The 17,551-nt window shown below is 37.2% G+C and carries 14 protein-coding genes; 12 read left to right on the top strand and 2 right to left on the bottom strand.

The window, feature by feature from the left end:
• Positions 1 to 439: 439 nt before the first annotated feature.
• A complete protein-coding gene (locus ACQKP0_RS04805; protein WP_427404677.1) occupies positions 440 to 1,381 on the top strand; it encodes a hypothetical protein in 942 nt (313 codons plus the stop codon).
• 70 nt (positions 1,382 to 1,451) lie between these two features.
• A complete protein-coding gene (locus ACQKP0_RS04800) occupies positions 1,452 to 2,120 on the top strand; it encodes a hypothetical protein (RefSeq protein ID WP_427404676.1) in 669 nt (222 codons plus the stop codon).
• 346 nt (positions 2,121 to 2,466) lie between these two features.
• On the opposite strand, the gene guaC is transcribed toward ACQKP0_RS04800, so the two are convergent.
• Complete coding sequence (guaC, locus tag ACQKP0_RS04795) at positions 2,467 to 3,450, bottom strand: GMP reductase (RefSeq protein WP_427404675.1); 984 nt, start codon at positions 3,448 to 3,450, stop codon at positions 2,467 to 2,469.
• A gap of 569 nt (positions 3,451 to 4,019) precedes the next feature.
• Between guaC and ACQKP0_RS04790 the strand changes: the two genes are divergently transcribed.
• From ACQKP0_RS04790 to ACQKP0_RS04780, 3 genes are all read left to right on the top strand, one after another.
• Positions 4,020 to 4,517 (top strand): PH domain-containing protein, encoded by a 498-nt coding sequence (locus tag ACQKP0_RS04790; RefSeq protein ID WP_427404674.1) that lies wholly within the window; start codon positions 4,020 to 4,022, stop codon positions 4,515 to 4,517.
• The gene (locus ACQKP0_RS04785; protein WP_427404673.1) at positions 4,514 to 6,013 is read left to right on the top strand and encodes a PH domain-containing protein; all 1,500 of its coding nucleotides are present in this window, start codon (positions 4,514 to 4,516) and stop codon (positions 6,011 to 6,013) included. The genes ACQKP0_RS04790 and ACQKP0_RS04785 overlap by 4 nt, the downstream gene beginning before the upstream one ends.
• Positions 6,014 to 6,400: 387 nt before the next feature.
• Complete coding sequence (locus ACQKP0_RS04780) at positions 6,401 to 7,975, top strand: amidohydrolase (RefSeq protein ID WP_427404730.1); 1,575 nt, start codon at positions 6,401 to 6,403, stop codon at positions 7,973 to 7,975.
• 324 nt (positions 7,976 to 8,299) lie between these two features.
• Here the strand turns inward: ACQKP0_RS04780 and ACQKP0_RS04775 are convergent, their stop codons facing one another.
• Positions 8,300 to 9,667, bottom strand: a complete 1,368-nt coding sequence (locus tag ACQKP0_RS04775) for a sigma-54 interaction domain-containing protein (protein WP_427404672.1) — start codon at positions 9,665 to 9,667, stop codon at positions 8,300 to 8,302.
• Between the two features lie 221 nt (positions 9,668 to 9,888).
• Here ACQKP0_RS04775 and ACQKP0_RS04770 point away from each other — a divergent pair, with 221 nt between their 5' ends.
• The 7 genes from ACQKP0_RS04770 (at position 9,889) to ACQKP0_RS04740 (ending at position 17,290) form a co-directional block, all read left to right on the top strand.
• The gene (locus tag ACQKP0_RS04770) at positions 9,889 to 10,872 is read left to right on the top strand and encodes a proline racemase family protein (protein WP_427404671.1); all 984 of its coding nucleotides are present in this window, start codon (positions 9,889 to 9,891) and stop codon (positions 10,870 to 10,872) included.
• A 122-nt stretch (positions 10,873 to 10,994) separates the two neighbouring features.
• Positions 10,995 to 11,984, top strand: coding sequence for a proline dehydrogenase family protein (locus ACQKP0_RS04765; RefSeq protein WP_427404670.1), 990 nt, complete (start codon positions 10,995 to 10,997; stop codon positions 11,982 to 11,984).
• Positions 11,985 to 12,289: 305 nt separating this feature from the next.
• Positions 12,290 to 13,648 carry a branched-chain amino acid transport system II carrier protein gene (gene brnQ / locus ACQKP0_RS04760; protein WP_427404669.1) on the top strand — a complete coding sequence of 453 codons (1,359 nt, stop codon included), beginning with the start codon at positions 12,290 to 12,292 and terminating at the stop codon, positions 13,646 to 13,648.
• Positions 13,649 to 13,920: 272 nt separating this feature from the next.
• Positions 13,921 to 14,559, top strand: coding sequence for a nucleoside recognition domain-containing protein (locus ACQKP0_RS04755; protein ID WP_427404668.1), 639 nt, complete (start codon positions 13,921 to 13,923; stop codon positions 14,557 to 14,559).
• 31 nt (positions 14,560 to 14,590) lie between these two features.
• Positions 14,591 to 15,127: a spore maturation protein gene (locus ACQKP0_RS04750; protein ID WP_427404667.1), complete on the top strand. Its 537-nt coding sequence runs from the start codon at positions 14,591 to 14,593 to the stop codon at positions 15,125 to 15,127.
• A gap of 35 nt (positions 15,128 to 15,162) precedes the next feature.
• Positions 15,163 to 16,107 (top strand): S66 peptidase family protein, encoded by a 945-nt coding sequence (locus tag ACQKP0_RS04745; RefSeq protein ID WP_427404666.1) that lies wholly within the window; start codon positions 15,163 to 15,165, stop codon positions 16,105 to 16,107.
• Positions 16,100 to 17,290 carry a M20 metallopeptidase family protein gene (locus ACQKP0_RS04740; protein ID WP_427404665.1) on the top strand — a complete coding sequence of 397 codons (1,191 nt, stop codon included), beginning with the start codon at positions 16,100 to 16,102 and terminating at the stop codon, positions 17,288 to 17,290. The genes ACQKP0_RS04745 and ACQKP0_RS04740 overlap by 8 nt, the downstream gene beginning before the upstream one ends.
• The last annotated feature ends 261 nt before the right edge of the window (positions 17,291 to 17,551 follow it).

Genomic DNA, 17,551 nt, shown 5'->3' with positions numbered 1-17,551 from the left:
CGGATGCGGAAAAAAGGATCAGCCTTACGTTTTAATAGAAAATAGGTATTATGAACTTGTTTGTTTTAATGAGGGGGACTCTAGCGGGTTTCATAGATAGACAGTGCAGTAGCAGAAAGGATCATTGGAATTAGTTTATTATTAGTCAGGGACAGCCCAAACTACGTATCTACTTAGTTTTAATGCTAGTAAAAATTCAATACGGGATCCAAATTCAGTCAACGATTTTTGTTGGCTTTTTTTCTTATGTAAATTTTTTTACACCATCGAACTAAGAAATCAAATGGTTGTATGTATATTGTTCTATACTATTATTTTAAATCAACTGTCCATAAACTTTAGAGCTCTCATTTAAATTTCAATAAAATGATAGAATTTTCAGTTTTATAGTAGAATTGATTAACAAACTTGTTATAATTTTGATAGGAGGTGACTTTTTATGGAATATTCTTTTTTTAATTCACAGCAGAGAAATAAATTACTTAGTAGTTTAGAAGAGAATCCACGTAAATTTCTTCTTGAAAAGATGAAGAGAGGAAAAAGAACTGTATTTTCAAATGAATTAGCAAAAGGAAAAGGGACATTTTCAGGTTCAGATCAGGAGCTAGAAAAAGAAATTCAACAATGGGAATTTATAGATCTTCTCGATGGAGGACAAGGAAACCGCCCATACTGTTGTGAATGCGGAATGTCACTTCGTTATCAGTATATCGTAAAAAATTTGGAAACCGGTGAAATAAAAAAATTTGGTAAAAATCATTTTGAGTTTCATACTGGTATCCCCTCAAATATAGTTAAAGATATTATTAAAGGATTCGAACGGATTGATTATGAATTAGATGAAATCCTTTTTAAAGTGGAAAATGGATGGGATTCTACAATAGTAACTAAAGCCATTGCTCTTAAAATAGATATTCCAGAGGATATACAGGAGCATATCCTTTTAGCATTACCATTGTTAGATAGACAAATGAGTAGACTACATAGATTAGTAAGAGAAAAAGAGTTAGAAATAATGAAAAAATCAAGAATGGAAAATAAAAGGGAGGGCAAATCGGTACATGACTCATTATCTGCGCCCAAAATTAAGGTAGCAAGAGTAGAGCCAAAGAAGTTATCCATTAAGCCGAGAATAAGATCTCCTTTAGGGGAAGAAATACATGATTTCATTATTCGTTTATTAGAAAATAGCGGGACCATAAGTGTACTGGAAATTTGCCAGGAGTTGAATACTGTTCAACATGACTTTAGGGGTTATTTTAGTACTGGAAAACCAAAGGTATTTCCTTATGTTTCAATGGTTAAGGATCAACTAAAAGAACAGGGAGTTTGCAAGGTAGAAAAAGCTGATTTGGATGATCGGTGGTATTCCGTTGTTTGAGAGGTATGTAACTTGAGCCTCTGTCACAAAGAACCTACATTTTTATTAATGAAGACTGGGAGGAGTTAGATTGGAAGCGTTATTAGTATTAGGGGTTTTAGCATTCCTATATTCATTGGGATATTTACTTTTTCATTTTATTAGGAAAATAAGGAATAAGGATCAAATCTTATCAAAAAAATTATTTTATCCGTTCTTCATTGGGGGCATGATTCTTTCAATAATAGGTGGTTCAAACAGTGATACGACAAATACAACACAGGTAATCGTAAAAGAAAATGAACAACTTGCAGCAAAAATTACTTCCTTAAATAAAAGTAATTCATTGTTAGAAAAAAAGTATAATGAGCAATTGAAAGATTTAACTAACCAGATGGAAATTGTGAAAAAAGAAAATGAACAGCTTAAAATTGACAATGGTTCATTAAAAAAAGAAATAAGTGTATTACGTGAAAAGACCAAAAAGTTAAAAGAGAATAACAATAACTTAAAAAGCAAGTTACAGGCCGAACATTCAACAGGAAATGTCAGTTCTAGCTCTAACATTGCAACAAAAAGTTCGAATAATAGTTCTGAAAATACATCTACTTCTGTGTCTGCTGCTTGTGATATAAAAGGAAGTGTAAATGGTATCTACCATGTACCAGGGAGTCGATATTATAACCGAACAAAGAATGTAGTCCAATGGTTTTGTTCAACTAAAGAAGCTGAGGCTGCAGGATATCGAGCACCAAGATAACTTTGTGGGTAATGGAGGGGTGACTGTCAATTTCACAATTTATTAACGGGCTGAAATATATAGTAGAAGGAGAATACTTTGCAGTTTAATGGTGAGATGTACTTCTTTTTCTTTGCACTATTAAAATTTATGTATTTATAATAAATATGTATGTATCTTAGGATCAGGTTTTAATGGTAACGATGCTACCATCGAATAGTTAAATGACCATTAAAATTGTAAGAGAGTAAATATAATATTTTGTATTGGACTTTACAAGAGTAAATGTAGTTTTAAATGCCTTCCCCCAAAAAAAGACAATAGACCGGACCCTCTGTCCCACTAATGGTCCGGTCTTTAGTCCCGATTAATATACCCGATCTCCATTAAAGATTGAGTTTTTTACAACAACATAGTCTACATTACGAATGGCATCTAATTTGTTTCCGCCTGCATAGGAAATGGAGGATTGAAGATCTTGTTCCATTTCAATCAAGGTGTCTGTTATTGAGCCTTTATGTTCCACAAACATTTTCTTGCCTTCGACATTTTTTCTTTCACCTTTTTGGAATTCTGAAGCGGAACCAAAGTATTCTTTATAAAGCTTTCCGTCTTTTTCAATGGTTTCACCAGGAGATTCTTCATGTCCAGCAAATAGAGAACCAATCATAACCATTGATGCTCCAAATCGAATGGATTTCGCGATATCGCCATGTGTACGAATACCGCCATCAGCAATAATCGGTTTACTTGCGGCTTTAGCACACCATCTTAATGCTGCTAATTGCCAGCCGCCTGTTCCAAAGCCAGTTTTAATTTTTGTAATACACACTTTTCCTGGCCCAATGCCTACTTTTGTTGCATCCGCACCCGCATTTTCTAATTCCCTTACGGCTTCTGGAGTTCCAACATTCCCTGCAATAACAAAACTATTAGGTAAGTGTTTCTTAATATGCTGAATCATTTCGATCACTGCATTGGAATGACCATGTGCAATATCAATCGTAATGAATTCAGGTGTAAGCTGTTCATCAGCTAATTGTTGTATAAAATGATATTCTTCCTCTTTTACTCCAACACTAATAGATGCGATTAATCCACGTGATTGCATGTCCTTAATAAACTCAACTCGTTTTTCTGGTTGAAAGCGATGCATAATATAAAAGTAACCATTTTCTGCTAAATATATAGCAACTTTTTCGTCTATTATTGTCTGCATATTTGCAGGCACTACTGGCAGCTTAAATTTATGTCCACCTAAGGTCACAGTTGTATCACATTCAGATCGGCTTCTTACCACACATTTAGCCGGAATTAATTGAATATCTTCGTAATCAAACACATTTTCCATGAATTACACTCCTAAACACGAATATTAAATATAACATAGTTAAAAACGTTCGTATATTATTAATGTATATTATTTTTATCAGTATGTCAATCAAGGGACAAAGGGTCAGGTCCAGTGTCCCACTTTAGTAAACACAATTTTTGGGATGTTTAAATACCCATTGTTAAATATAATATTCTGAAGAAGAAGGACCATTGGTGTAGTTGTTCTCTTTTTTGTCTGTCTTGCTTTATATACCTAAAATAATTTAAGACCCGTAACCTGTTCTTGTGAGACTATAAAGCACATAATCTATGGAAAATTAAGAGCAAGCATAAGCTCCTATTAAATACTATTTGAAAATAAATTTTTATTGTATTATTTAAAAGATTAAATATGGAGTGAAACTAGATAAATTTCATAACGATCTCAAACCTGTTGTGGTATCCCAACTTTCTCACAAGAAGCTAGCAACATATGGAACCTTTCTCTACTAAAGTACGTAGTAATTGGAAGGGACAATCTTATTTTGAGTTTTGTTGAAACTGGGACAAGGGACCAGACCCTCTGTCCCATTTAGGAGTGATTTAATGTATTTAGAAATTAGTTCGCCGCAAAATCGTTTGTCGAAGGATGCGGTTAAGGTATGGATTATTAGGGAAACGATTGGGTGTTTGATTGGTTGGATAGTGCTTGGGGTTTTATTTTATTTGGACCATTTGTATTCATGGAAAGAGTGGATTGGTTGGATTCTTATTGTGATCACGATCATTTCTGTTCTTTTTGCTGTCTGGTCTATTTTTATCCAACCTTTTCTTCTTTATAAAAATTGGCGTTACGGTGTGGACGAGGAGTTTTTAAAATTGAAATTAGGTGCAATCAATGAAACGCATCAACTAGTCCCAATGACTAAAATACAATCGGTCGCAACCCATCAGGGACCATTGTTAAGAAAGTATGGCTTATACTCTGTATCCGTAGAAACGATGGGATCATCGCATGCCATCCCTGCTTTGCCAAAAGATGTAGCTTTCGAATTAAGGAATCGAATTGCTCAATTCGCTAAGATAAAGGAAGTGGAGCAATGACGGAAGCAAAACGATACCATCCACTAAATATTCTCTTTGATTTAGGAAGCTTAGTGAAGAATTCATTTTTTTTCTTTTTATTTTTATTCGTAATCAAATATGGCTCTAAATCACATTTCATCAAGTATGGAAGAATCGCTTTTCTTCTAGTTTTTGTGATTAGCATTGTTTATTTTGTTATGAGATGGCTTACCCATAAATATAAGCTAGATGATACTTCCTTTCATATTTATAAAGGAATTTTTACAAAATCTAAGCAAACTATTCCATTTTCTAAAATTCAAAATGTAAACCGTCGAACATCTTTATTTCATCGGATTTTTCAAGTGACTTCTCTCCGTTTTGAAACAGGGATGGCGGGGGACGATGCTACGATTGATTTTGAAGTAATATCTCGAATTGAAGCAGATAGAATGGAAGATCATGTGACAAATCCTAATGAAATAGGTTCGAGTGATGAGGAAAAAGAGTCAGTTTCTCCTATCATTCACACAGAGACGGAAAAGTCGAAGCGGGTCATTCATTTTAAGCCAACGACAAAGGATACATTAAAAGCTTCCTTTACCTCGTTTAGCTTTCTTCTTCTGATCCCTATAATCCTTTCTATTTATGGAAAGATTAATGATATCTTTCATGTGGAAAAAGAAGCAGAAGGAATATTCTCATCCATAATCCATTCTTGGTGGGTTATTACGTTGATTCTCATTATTTTTCTTATTGTCTCTATTGCTTTCGGGATCATTCGAACATTTATAAAATATGGGAAATATGAAATCTCTTCGGACACTGATCGTATCTATATTGTAAAAGGTGTAATCGATGAAACTTCTTTTTCAATTTCAAAGGAAAGAGTTCAAGGGATTGAAATTACACAGTCAATTATGAAGCGTATCCTAGGGCTCGCCGAAGTAAAACTAATCAGTGCAGGTAATTTAAGCTCCGAGGAGGAAAAGCTTGAAATTAATTCACTGTATCCTTTTTTACCTGTAAGGCATGCATATGAAATGATTTCCGAAATCTTGCCGTCTTATGAGGTTACTAAAAAAATGTCTTGTCTTCCTAAACTATCCTTATGGGTTCGTATGCTTAAGCCAAGTTGGATATGGATTATTGCAACAGCTGTTCTATTTTATTTCAAGCCGACGATTTTTGGAGTGGAGCAGGCTTGGTGGATCATCTCCGCAATATTACTAATTATCATCGGTGGAATCCGATTACTTAGTTTCTTCTTTACACGATACACGATCAATCAACAGTTCATTCAATTCAAAACAGGTAGTTTCACAACAACTTTATTCCTTTCAAAACGGGATAAGGTCATTGAAGTAAGCGTAACCCGCGGTATCTTTCAGAAATTGCTCGGTCTAGCATCCGTTGAAACCGTCAATCGCGCCAAACCCGTACATCATGCCAAGTTAGCAGATGTCCCAGTGGAACTGGCTGTCTCATTTTACAAATGGTATATCGGAAGAAGAAACGAAATCGAAGTTGAATAGGGCAGAGGTCCGGTCCCTTGTCCCGCTATTGCTTTCAGGATTTTCGGAAGGAAATACATGAATAAAAAGGCTCTGAGAAGATTTTTCTCAGAGCTTTTCGTTTATGTATGGAGCTCTTTCTAGTGGAAAAATGAAGCGTGGGACGATGGAGCCGCGTCCCATTTTTAAAAAGGGAATTTTCCAATTCAGAGAGAATTAACTATATATAGGGCTTGGAGCTTTTTATAGTGTCCCTCAATTGATGGTTTCGAAATTGTATGAAGGGTAATATATGTGTATTTTAATCTAGCTGACGCTCAAAGAGGAGTACCTCATAGCCAGCTGAGAGAACTTTGGAAAGGAGAAATTTAATTGACAACAATTTATACGAACGGTCTGATCTATACAATGGATAAGATACATCCCATGGTTCAGTCTATTGTGGTTAGGGATGGCAGATTTATAGATATGGGAACGATGGCAGATATGATGCTTCAGTGGGGAAGAGCTGATACGGAGGTAATTGATTTACAAGGAAAGACGGTGACTCCAGGGTTGATTGAGAGTCATGTACATATTGGTGGAGTGGCTATGAATTTTTTGAATGTGGATGTCACAGGAGTCCAGTCTAAAAAGGAAATGCTAGAGAAAATAAAAGAAAGAGCGAGTACACTTCGTCCAGATGAATGGCTCATAGGACGAGGCTGGGATGAAAACTTATTTACTGATTCCACAATCCCGACTATTGAAGAGTTGGACTATGTTGCACCACATTGCCCTTTATTTATTCAAAGAATTTGTTGTCATGCTGCTCTAGTAAATAGTAAAGCCTTAGAAATATGCGGGTATCAACCTTCCATGGCGGTCCCAGAAGGAGGGACAGTTGTACTCGATGAGCGAACTGGTAAGCCAAATGGATTATTATTAGAGTCAGCTTCTGAGCTTGTTAAAAAATATATTCCAGAAAAATCTTATTCTGAAATAAAACATGCTGTACGGCAAGCTGTGCATTTTACGATGGAAAAAGGATTGACAAGTGCCCATACGAACGATCCTACGTTCTTAAACGGATTCTATCAAACCTATCAAATTTATGATGAATTAATTAATCAGGAGAAGCTGGGGTTAAGATGCAATCTTTTAATAGATTATATGTATATGAAGGATCTCTGGGAAAGTGGAATGTATGCAGGTTATGGGAATGAGTATTTACAAATTGGAGCGGTAAAGATCTTTGCAGATGGAGCATTAGGGCGGAGAACAGCTCTTTTATCAAGTCCATATCATGATGATCCTACAAGAGTTGGAGATGCAATGATGGACCAAGCAACATTATATTCTATCGTCCATGAAGCTAGGAAACTTTCGATGCCGATTGCTGTTCATACCATTGGGGATCTGGCTCTTGAAAATGTACTAAATATTTTGGATCAATTTCCAGCAGTATCCTATCGAGATCGATTGATTCATGCTCAAGTCCTTCGCGAAGATTTGATTCCACGACTGGTTTCACCGAACCGCATTGTAGACATTCAGCCAAGATTTATTGTTGGAGATTTTCCATGGGTTCAAGAAAGATTGGGAGAATCACGGATTAAGCTCTCTTACGCATGGAAAACATTATTAGATGCAGGGGTCATATGTGCCGGAGGTTCCGACGCACCTGTCGAACCAATTGATCCATTACTAGGAATTCACGCAGCAGTTACAAGAAAAGCACCCGGACAAAGTCATGATGGCTGGAATCCATCTGAAAAATTAACGATGGATGAAGCAGTTAGACTCTTTACGGTAGGTGGTGCTTATGCAACAAATGAAGAACAATTTAAAGGAACAATATCCCGAGGGAAATTCGCAGATATGACGGTATTCTCCAAGAACATTTTTGAACTTGAACACCCTGATGAATTACTGACTACAAAAGTCGAGAAGACGATTATCGCAGGGAAGGTAGTATTTGAAAAGGGAAGGGACACTAATTAGTAGTTTATTAGTATAAGGGGGATTTTTGGAATTATCAATTATTCAAAAACATAAATGGAAAAAGTATTAGAAAGTCTTTGCTCAGCTATTCATTTTGATGTTGGTGTAGGTACAGGTGGACAGGTCCCGTGTCCCAGAAAATTTTCTTAGGTATTTGAAAGATTTGTAATAAACGAGCTCTGGGAAGGACTAACTTCATCAGGGCTTTTCTATTTAAGCATGAAGTTGGAAGGACGAGTTCCCGCTATTAGTATAAATCAAGAGTAATCATTGCCCAAGAAATCCAATCCACTGGAGTGGGACAAGGGACCTGTCCCTCCGTCCCTAAATATTGTATTCTTTCATTTTTTTGTAGAGGCTGACTCTTGAGATTCCTAGTTTTTTGGCTGCTGCGGTTTTGTTTCCGTATGTTTCTATGAGTACTTCTTTGATTCTTTCCTTTTCTAGTTGGGCTTTTTCTTGGGCTAGGCCTTCTTTGTTTATTTGGTCATTGATCACAGTTGGAAAGATGTCCACGAGATCTTCTGCATGAATGCTCGATTGATCGTTAAAGATGATCATTCTTTCTACGATATTCCTCAGTTCTCGAATATTTCCGGGCCATGGATAATGAGTGAACATTTCTAGTGCACTTGGCAACAGAGTAGGTGTCTTTTTTTGGTATTTCACAGTGTATTCTTGCATGAAATTGTTTACCAATATCGGAATATCTGTTGCCCGTTGGCGAAGCGGCGGGATGTTTAATGTAACGACATTCAATCGATAATATAGATCATCCCGAAAAAGCCCATGGTTGACCATATCTGCGAGATCACTATTCGTCGCTGCAACAACTCTAATATTCACTTTCTTTGAAAAGTTTCCACCGATTCGATACACTTCTTTTTCCTGAAGAACCCTTAAAAGCTTGGCCTGCATATCAAGTGGGAGGATTCCGATTTCATCTAAAAATAAAGTGCCGCCGTCTGCCATTTCGACTTTTCCTGCTTTTCCATCCTTGTCTGCACCGGTAAAGGCCCCTTTTTCATAGCCAAAAAATTCACTTTCAAATAATGCTTCAGGGATCGCTCCACAGTTAATCGGTATAAAGGGTTTGTCTTTTCTTAAGCTCGCCTCATGAATACCTTGCGCAAAAAGTTCTTTACCTACCCCGCTTTCCCCTTGAATTAAAACGGTCGCATCTGTTGTTGCTACCTTTAATGCTAAAGCCTTTGCTTTTTGGACCGCCTCACTGTTGCCTTTGATTTCAGATAATGGCCCAGCTTGCTCTTGCCAATTTGCTTGCTGTTTTATTTTTTGTAATTGTGATGTTGTTAACGCTAGTTTTTCATTTAACTTTACAATATTGGTTATATCCTGATCGATCGATATTGCACCGATTAAAAGCCCATCCTTGTCGAAAATAGGGGAAGAGCTAATGAGGACATGCATGTCGGGTCTTGGTTGATGATACACATTAAATACCGGTTTTTTCGTTTCCAATATTTCTAGTAATTTTAAATCTTCTTTTTTAAAAAATTGACTGATCTTTTTCCCTTTAATTTCTGAAAAAGGTATCCCATAGATTTGTTCAGCAGGGGTATTCCAAAACTGTATTTCTTCAGAGGAATTGATGATAGCGATCGCATCAGAGCTTGTCTCGGTTAAGGTTTGTAAATAATATAGCGCATGTTCCATTGAGATTTCGTTCATTATTTTACACCCTTTTCAGGAAAATAGTGTTAACTGTTAATTGTAAGTTTACAAAAGTGTAAACTAAATGATCATTTCCTATTATACGAAAGCGGAAAAATAATTACAATATGCTGAAAAAACACATTTATATAAATTGGCACAATACTTGCATAAGGACTAATAGAAGCATTTATGAAACTATTTTTATCAACTATAGATGGGGAGGAGTCATTACTTCTATGATTATGCAGGGAAATTTTATTCAAACAATAGACGCCCATACAATGGGAGAAGCCGCTAGAATTGTAATTGAAGGCATCCCAGAAATTCATGGTAATACAATGATGGAAAAGAAAAAATACATGCAATCAGAAATGGATTCCATTCGAAAACTTCTTATGCACGAGCCGAGAGGACATTTGAATATGTTTGGGGCAATTATTACGAAGCCTTGTCACCCAGAATGTGATCTTGGTGTGCTTTTTATGGATAGTGGCGGCTATCTGAATATGTGTGGTCATGGGACGATCGCCTCTGTAACACTAGCAATCAATAATGGCCTCATAGAAAAAAAGGACAAGGTATATCTCGATACACCTTCTGGAATTGTTGAATGTCATGTCACTTATCAAAATGATAAAGTGAGCGAGGTTTCTTTTATTAATGTGCCAGCATTTTTACTTAAAAGAAATGTAACCGTTTTAGTTGACAATATAGGTGATGTAAAAATGGACATCGCATTCGGAGGCAGCTTTTTTGCTATCGTCAATGCGGAGCAATTCAATTTGGAGTTAAACATTGATGAGCAAGATCAAATAGCCACACTCGGCGTCGCGATTCGAAAAGCAGCCAATGAGCAGTTAGTCATTAATCATCCGGAAATTCCAGAAATAAATACCATTGATCTTGTTGAGTTTAGTTTACACTTAGAACAGAATCACTATCGAAATACGGTCGTTTTTGGAGATGGCCAAATCGATCGCTCCCCCTGTGGAACGGGAACATGTGCAAAGCTTTCTACATTAGATTTAAATCCTGGTGAATATATCCTGCAGGATAGTATTATTGGTTCAAGATTTAAAGGTACGATCGTTGATTATACGAAGGTCGGTAATTATTCCGCGATTATCCCAAAAATTACTGGATCCGCATGGATGACAGGAATTCATAAATTTTTATTAGATGAAACAGATCCTTATACAGAAGGCTTTCTATTAAAATAGCAATTAAATCACTTCAAAAATATTATTATTACTAGCTTAAAATAATATTGTTTTGCAGTATTTCTGGATTTATTTGTAAGCATATAGTTTTTTCGATATAACAACAAATGGAGGAACCAACCATGGGATTAACAAAAGATTTTTTCATATTTCTTTCTCAAAATAAGGCACTTAATAGTGGAGCAAAGCGTTGGGGATTAAAGCTTGGGGCACAGTCAGTTGTAGCAGGAACAAATATTGATGAAATGATTGAAAGTGTAAGAGAATTAAATAGACATGGCATTTCTGCTACGATCGATAATCTTGGAGAATTTGTGTACGAAAGAGAAGAAGCAATCGAAGCAAGAGACCAAATCTTGAATGTGATTGAAGCGATTCATGAAAATAAGGTGGATGCACATATTTCTTTAAAGCCTACTCAGCTTGGCCTTGATATCGATTATGGCTTCTGTCAAGATAATCTGCGAGAAATCGTCGCAAAAGCCTATGAACATCATATTTTTATTAACTTTGATATGGAGGATTACGGGCACCTGCAGCCTTCATTTGATTTGATCGATGAGCTTTCAAGAGAGTACGATAATATTGGAACGGTCATCCAAGCTTATTTCTATCAATCTGAAGAAAATATTAAGAAATATAAGGATTATCGTTTAAGAATTGTAAAAGGTGCTTATAAAGAACCCGAAAACTTGGCCTATCAAGACAAAAAAGACATTGATCGGAACTATATCCAATTGATTGAATATCACTTGCTACATGGAAAATTTACTTCGATTGCAACTCATGATCATCATGTAATTAGTCATGTAAAAAACTTCGTGAAAAAAAATAATATTCCGAAGGACAAGTTTGAATTTCAAATGCTCTATGGATTCAGAAAGGAGTTACAGCTACAGCTTGCAAAAGAAGGCTACAATTTCTGTACATATGTCCCGTTTGGAACCGATTGGTACGGATATTTTATGCGTCGTTTAGCAGAACGTCCGCAAAACCTCAATCTTGTGTTGAAACAGACTTTTAATAAGAAAACAAATACGATGATTGGAATTGGGGCAGGAGCATTTTTATTAGGAAGATTAAGTAAGGGAAAAAAGCAAAAAAAGGCATGAGACCGTAACATCTAGTTTTGTTTAGGAAATTATAAAATATTCGCATGTGGGTAACTTTCTGAAAAGCGAGGTTTACGTCTAGCTCCAGCGCCTATCGACTAGCGGACTTCAGGACTTCTCCCTACGATAAGTCAACATCGATTCGCCTTTGGCTCATCGTGTTTCCTTTATCTCAGTCGAAGTCCCTCCAGTCCGTACGTCGATGAGCAAGGCGCTTGCGCTTTTGTTCTTGCATGTGGTAGAAGAGCGGCAGTCTATCACATGCTCTGCCTTGAAAGTTGGAGAATTCTAAAGGGGGAAAAATAATGGAAAAAACTTTGCCATTTTCACAAGTACTAGCGATTGGATTTATGCTTTTCGCTATGTTTCTAGGTGCAGGAAATGTTATTTTCGCACCAATGGTCGGTCAGCAGGCGGGAACAAATACATGGATTGCGATGAGCGGATTTTTAATAACCGGTGTTGGATTAGTACTACTTGCAATTATTGCTTTAACCCGTGGGGGAGGAACGGTAGAACGACTTGCAGGAAGAGTCCATCCACTTTTTGCAATGATCTTCTCCATTTTGCTTTTCTTGACTCTAGGTCCTATATATGTCATTCCGAGGACAACCTCTGTTGTTTATGAAATCGCTATCAATCCTTTAGTTCAAGCGAAAGAAAATACAAGTTTGTACTTATTGATTTTCTCTTCATTATTTATTCTGTTAACAATTTGCTTATCCTGGAATACAACCAAGTTTGTCGATCGTTTAGGTAAAATCATCACTCCTATTTTTGGAATTCTGCTACTAATTTTAATTGTGAAATCGATTATTACACCGATGGGGAAAATTGGTGCACCACAAGAAAATTACACAACTGGAATTTTCTTGAAAGGTTTTACGCAAGGTTATTATACAATGGATGTTCTCGCAGCCTTTGTTTTCGGTGGGATTTTTATAAAATCGATCAGCTCCTTAGGAATTAAGTCTGAAAAACAAGTATCTAAGCTGTTTATAAAAGCAGGATTAATTACGATCATTGGTTTGATTGCCTTACAAATTTCAATGGCATGGATCGGTGCGTCAAGTGTTGATGCAATTGGATACAAAGATAATGGCGGGGAAGTGTTAGCTCAAAGTGCTAAAGCATTGCTCGGTCAGATGGGGATTTATATTATTGGAACAGTAATTTTTTTAACAGGGATCACGACAAATGTTGCTTGTTTAGCAGCTGTTTCAGAGTATTTCGAAAGAATAGTACCATCTATTTCTTATAAAAAATGGCTTATTCTTTTTTCTCTATTAAGTATGATTATTACCAACTTTGGTTTAAATAAGATTTTAACAATGGCATCGCCGATTCTATTGTTGCTTTATCCTTTAGCAATAGCAATGATTGCCCTAATTTTTACTAACAATTTATTTAATGGCGGGAGATCCGTTTATATCAGTACAATCATCGGTGTCGGCGTTGTAGCAGTGCTTGATGCTCTGAAGGATGCGAAAGTTTTCCCAGAAGCAATCAACCACATCTTCGGCTTCATCCCATTATTTGAAAATGGCGCCGGCTGGATTACCACAGGCCTAATAGGCTTCATCATAGGCCTAATCGTAACGAAAACTCGCAAAGAACCAACCACCCTAATAAACATGGCCGGCCAAGAAGTAAATAAAATGTAGGGTTGAGGTTCCCGTGTCTAGGGACAAGGGGTCTGGTCCCGTGTCCCACCAAGCTCTGTAGAGAAAAATAAATCTCTACAGAGCTTTTCTCTTTTGAAGGGACAAAGGACCGGACCCTCCGTCCCTATATTAGGATACTGGAAATAAACCTAAAGATAGGTTTGTCTTACTATTGATAATTGTTAGATTACTATTATAATATAACTATTATCTATGAAAATATGAAAAAACAGGTAATGATTTACGTTTTTTGTAAAGGTGGAGGGGAAAGTATGTTAAATATTATTTGGTTTTTGCTGCTGGCAATCGGAATTATTGTTGGTGCGGCAAATGGAAAAATGCAAGAGGTGACTGATGCTGCTATTAATTCAGCAGGGACAGCGGTTGAGTTATCGATCGGTTTAATTGGAGTGATGGCCTTATGGCTAGGAATTATGAAAATATGTGAAGATAGCGGATTGGTAAAATTACTTTCTAGGGCAGTACGTCCGATCATGGTTCGCTTATTTCCAGATGTTCCAAAAGATCACCCAGCCATAGGAGCGATGATGATGAACATCAGTGCGAATATCCTTGGACTTGGAAATGCAGCAACTCCTTTAGGAATTAAGGCGATGAAGGAATTAGATAAGCTGAATCCTCATAAAGGGATTGCATCGAATGCGATGGTTATGTTTTTAGCCATTAATACGTCTTCTGTAACGTTGATATCTGCTACGACAATTGCGTTGCGTGCATCTGCAGGCTCACATAATCCAACATCCATTATTGCGCCGACTATTCTAGCAACGATTTTTTCTACGATTGCTGGAATATCAGCAGTATTATTACTACAAAAATTACCGATGTTTTCTATTGAGCGGGCGATTGAGAAAGCAAAAAAGGAAGAAGATCGCACGAAAGCATCTTGATACATTCTAATTAGGATATTGGAGGAATATTATGTTTGCAGATATTATGAAAAACATTTCGTTATATGCAATTCCATTTCTGCTATTAGTCATCCCATTGTATGGAATGATTCGCAAGGTAAAAGTTTATGAGTCATTTACAGAGGGTGCAAAGGAAGGTTTCACTACAGCGATAAAAATCATTCCTTACTTAGTGGCAATCCTTGTTGCGATTGGAGTCTTTCGTGCATCAGGAGCATTAAATATGTTTACTAATTTATTAGCTCCAATCGGTTCATGGATTGGAATGCCTAAGGAAGTCATCCCGATGGCATTGATGAGGCCGCTATCTGGCGGAGGATCACAAGGAATTATGGTTGATTTATTTAAATCATTTGGACCAGATTCTACGATAGGAAATATTGCCTCTGTTATATCCGGATCAACAGAGACGACTTTTTATGTATTAGCAGTATACTTTGGAGCAATTGCGGTACGAAACAGCCGTCACGCACTGGCTGCTGGGTTAATTGCTGATTTCGTTGGTATAGTTGCGTCGGTTATTATTGTTAGGTTATTGATGTCATAAGGAACTTTACAATTATCTGAATGGAGTGAGGTACAGTGAATAGGATCAAAGGAAAACGACTAAAGTTAGGCGATACCATTGGTTTAACGGCTCCTTCCAGCCCAGCAAAGTCAGAAATCGTTCCAGAAGCAATTCAAGCAGTTGAGAATCTTGGATTTAAAGTGAAGGTGGGGGAAACCTGCTACGCTGAATACGGAGGCTATTTAGCAGGAACATCGGAACTTCGTGCGAATGAAATCAATGAGATGTTTGCAAACCCTCAAATTGATGCGATTTTATGTTTACGAGGTGGATATGGTTCACCACAATTGCTTCAACATATCGACTATCAAAACATTTCACAGCATCCAAAACTTTTTATCGGTTATAGTGATATTACTGCATTACATACTGCGATTTTACAAAATAGCGGGTTAGCGACGATTCATGGTCCGATGGCCGCATCTGATTTAGCAAGAGATTGTTCAGATTATACACGTGAGTTTTTATTGCGTGTTTTGACCACCAATGAGCCGGTTGGAAAGATTTATAATCCAGAGGGGATTGCCATTGAATCTCTTGTTGAAGGTGTTGCAGAAGGGGAAATTGTAGGTGGAAATTTAGCCCTTGTTTCAGCATTAATGGGTACACCTTATGAGTTAGATACGAAAGGGAAGCTATTATTTTTAGAAGATGTCGGTGAAGAGCCTTTCAAGGTTGACCGTATGTTAACACAGCTTGCCTTAGCAGGAAAATTAGAGGATGCAGCAGGAATTATTTTCGGTACGTTTACGGAATGTGAGTCAATAAACTATTCCCGCGGCTTTAATATGATTGATGTTTTTAAAAATATTGCTGCCCCATTCAATAAACCGACCATTTATAATGTCCAAGCGGGGCATTGTGATACGAAAATGACACTGCCTTTTGGTGTAAAAGCTAGACTTGATGCAACAAATAAAGAATTAATCATAGAAGAAAGCGTGGTTTGTCATGATTGAAAAAGAGACATTGCTTCAAGAAGCAACAGCTATTTTACCTTGGCTAATCGATGTGAGAAGAGACTTCCATGCTCACCCAGAATTTGGGATGGAGGAATTCCGAACAAAGGATAAAATATGTGAATATTTGAAGGAAATGGGGATTCCTTTTGAAGCAGGCATCGCGAATACTGGTGTTGTTGGGTTAATTAAGGGAGAGCAAGAGGGAAAAACCGTTGCTTTACGTGCGGATATGGATGCATTACCTATTTTGGAACAAAATAATATCCCATACAAATCGACAATTGATGGAAAAATGCACGCGTGTGGCCATGATGCTCATATGACAGTTTTATTAGGGGCTGCCAAACTATTAAATCAAAACAAGCACCTTATTAAAGGAAATGTAAAATTACTTTTTCAGCCAGCAGAAGAAACGGTTGGAGGAGCGAAGCCGATGATTGAGGAAGGAGCATTAGAAAATCCTAAAGTGGAAGCAATCTTCGGATTACATGTCGACCCAGATATTCCTGTAGGAAAAATAGGGGTTAAATATGGGCAGATGAATGCTTCTTCAGATACGATAACAATTACGGTAAAAGGGAAAAATGCTCATGGTGCCTATGCCTATATGGGGAAAGATGCCATTGTTATAGCTGCACAAATCATCAGTGCCTTGCAGCCCATTATTAGCCGAGGAGTCGATGCTCGCCAATCAGCAGTTCTCTCAATCGGTGTAATCCATGGAGGAACACAAGGCAATATAGTGGCAGATGAAGTAACATTAGTCGGTACAGTTCGAACCTTAACACCAGAGGTTCGCCGATCTGTTCTGAAAAACTTAGAGGATACAGTGACATATGTTGCCCGAGGGATGGGTGGAGAAGCAATCCTATCCATTGAACCTGGTTACACATCTTTGATTAATGATGACGATATGGTTGATATTGCAAAATTGAGTGGCGAACATCTTTTGGGAGAAGAAAATGTAAAAGTGATCGATGTTCCAAGCCTTGGAGTTGAGGACTTTGCCTTTTTCGCCGAAGCAGTACCCGGCGCCTTCTTCCGCCTAGGTGTACGAAACGAAGAAAAAGAAATCATCCATGACGTCCACACACCACTCTTCAACCTCGACGAAGAAAGCCTAAAAATCGGCGCAGCCATGCAAGTGTATAATGTATTAACGTATTTGGGACGAGGGTAGGCGGGACACGGGGTCAGGTCCTGCGTCCCAATTCAAACCGGGTTTTTGGTTATATCTGGATACTGATTATTTTATATGAAAGCTCTGCAGGGTATCAAACTGCAGGGCTTTTCTCTTGTTTGTATGAAATTCAAGTGGGATTATCATTTATTAAATAGAATCAAAACATATAAATTTAAATCTAAATATCTGCGTATATCAGTTAATGCTTAGTAAGGTAGTCAAGTAAAAGAAAATGGAAGTTCAGGATCAAAATCTCAA

The sequence above is a fragment of the Heyndrickxia sp. NPDC080065 genome, from assembly GCF_050281185.1.
GTDB lineage: Bacteria > Bacillota > Bacilli > Bacillales > Bacillaceae_C > Heyndrickxia.
The sequence above is the reverse complement of the archived record's forward strand: the minus strand, read 5'-3'. Positions and strand labels throughout refer to the sequence as shown.

Coding starts and splice junctions, on each gene's coding strand:
- ACQKP0_RS04805 (WP_427404677.1), top strand. CDS start 440: ATGGAATATTCTTTTTTTAATTCACAGCAGAGAAATAAATTACTTAGT.
- guaC (WP_427404675.1), bottom strand. CDS start 3,450: ATGGAAAATGTGTTTGATTACGAAGATATTCAATTAATTCCGGCTAAA.
- ACQKP0_RS04790 (WP_427404674.1), top strand. CDS start 4,020: ATGTATTTAGAAATTAGTTCGCCGCAAAATCGTTTGTCGAAGGATGCG.
- ACQKP0_RS04785 (WP_427404673.1), top strand. CDS start 4,514: ATGACGGAAGCAAAACGATACCATCCACTAAATATTCTCTTTGATTTA.
- ACQKP0_RS04780 (WP_427404730.1), top strand. CDS start 6,401: ATGGATAAGATACATCCCATGGTTCAGTCTATTGTGGTTAGGGATGGC.
- ACQKP0_RS04775 (WP_427404672.1), bottom strand. CDS start 9,667: ATGAACGAAATCTCAATGGAACATGCGCTATATTATTTACAAACCTTA.
- ACQKP0_RS04770 (WP_427404671.1), top strand. CDS start 9,889: ATGATTATGCAGGGAAATTTTATTCAAACAATAGACGCCCATACAATG.
- ACQKP0_RS04765 (WP_427404670.1), top strand. CDS start 10,995: ATGGGATTAACAAAAGATTTTTTCATATTTCTTTCTCAAAATAAGGCA.
- brnQ (WP_427404669.1), top strand. CDS start 12,290: ATGGAAAAAACTTTGCCATTTTCACAAGTACTAGCGATTGGATTTATG.
- ACQKP0_RS04755 (WP_427404668.1), top strand. CDS start 13,921: ATGTTAAATATTATTTGGTTTTTGCTGCTGGCAATCGGAATTATTGTT.
- ACQKP0_RS04750 (WP_427404667.1), top strand. CDS start 14,591: ATGTTTGCAGATATTATGAAAAACATTTCGTTATATGCAATTCCATTT.
- ACQKP0_RS04740 (WP_427404665.1), top strand. CDS start 16,100: ATGATTGAAAAAGAGACATTGCTTCAAGAAGCAACAGCTATTTTACCT.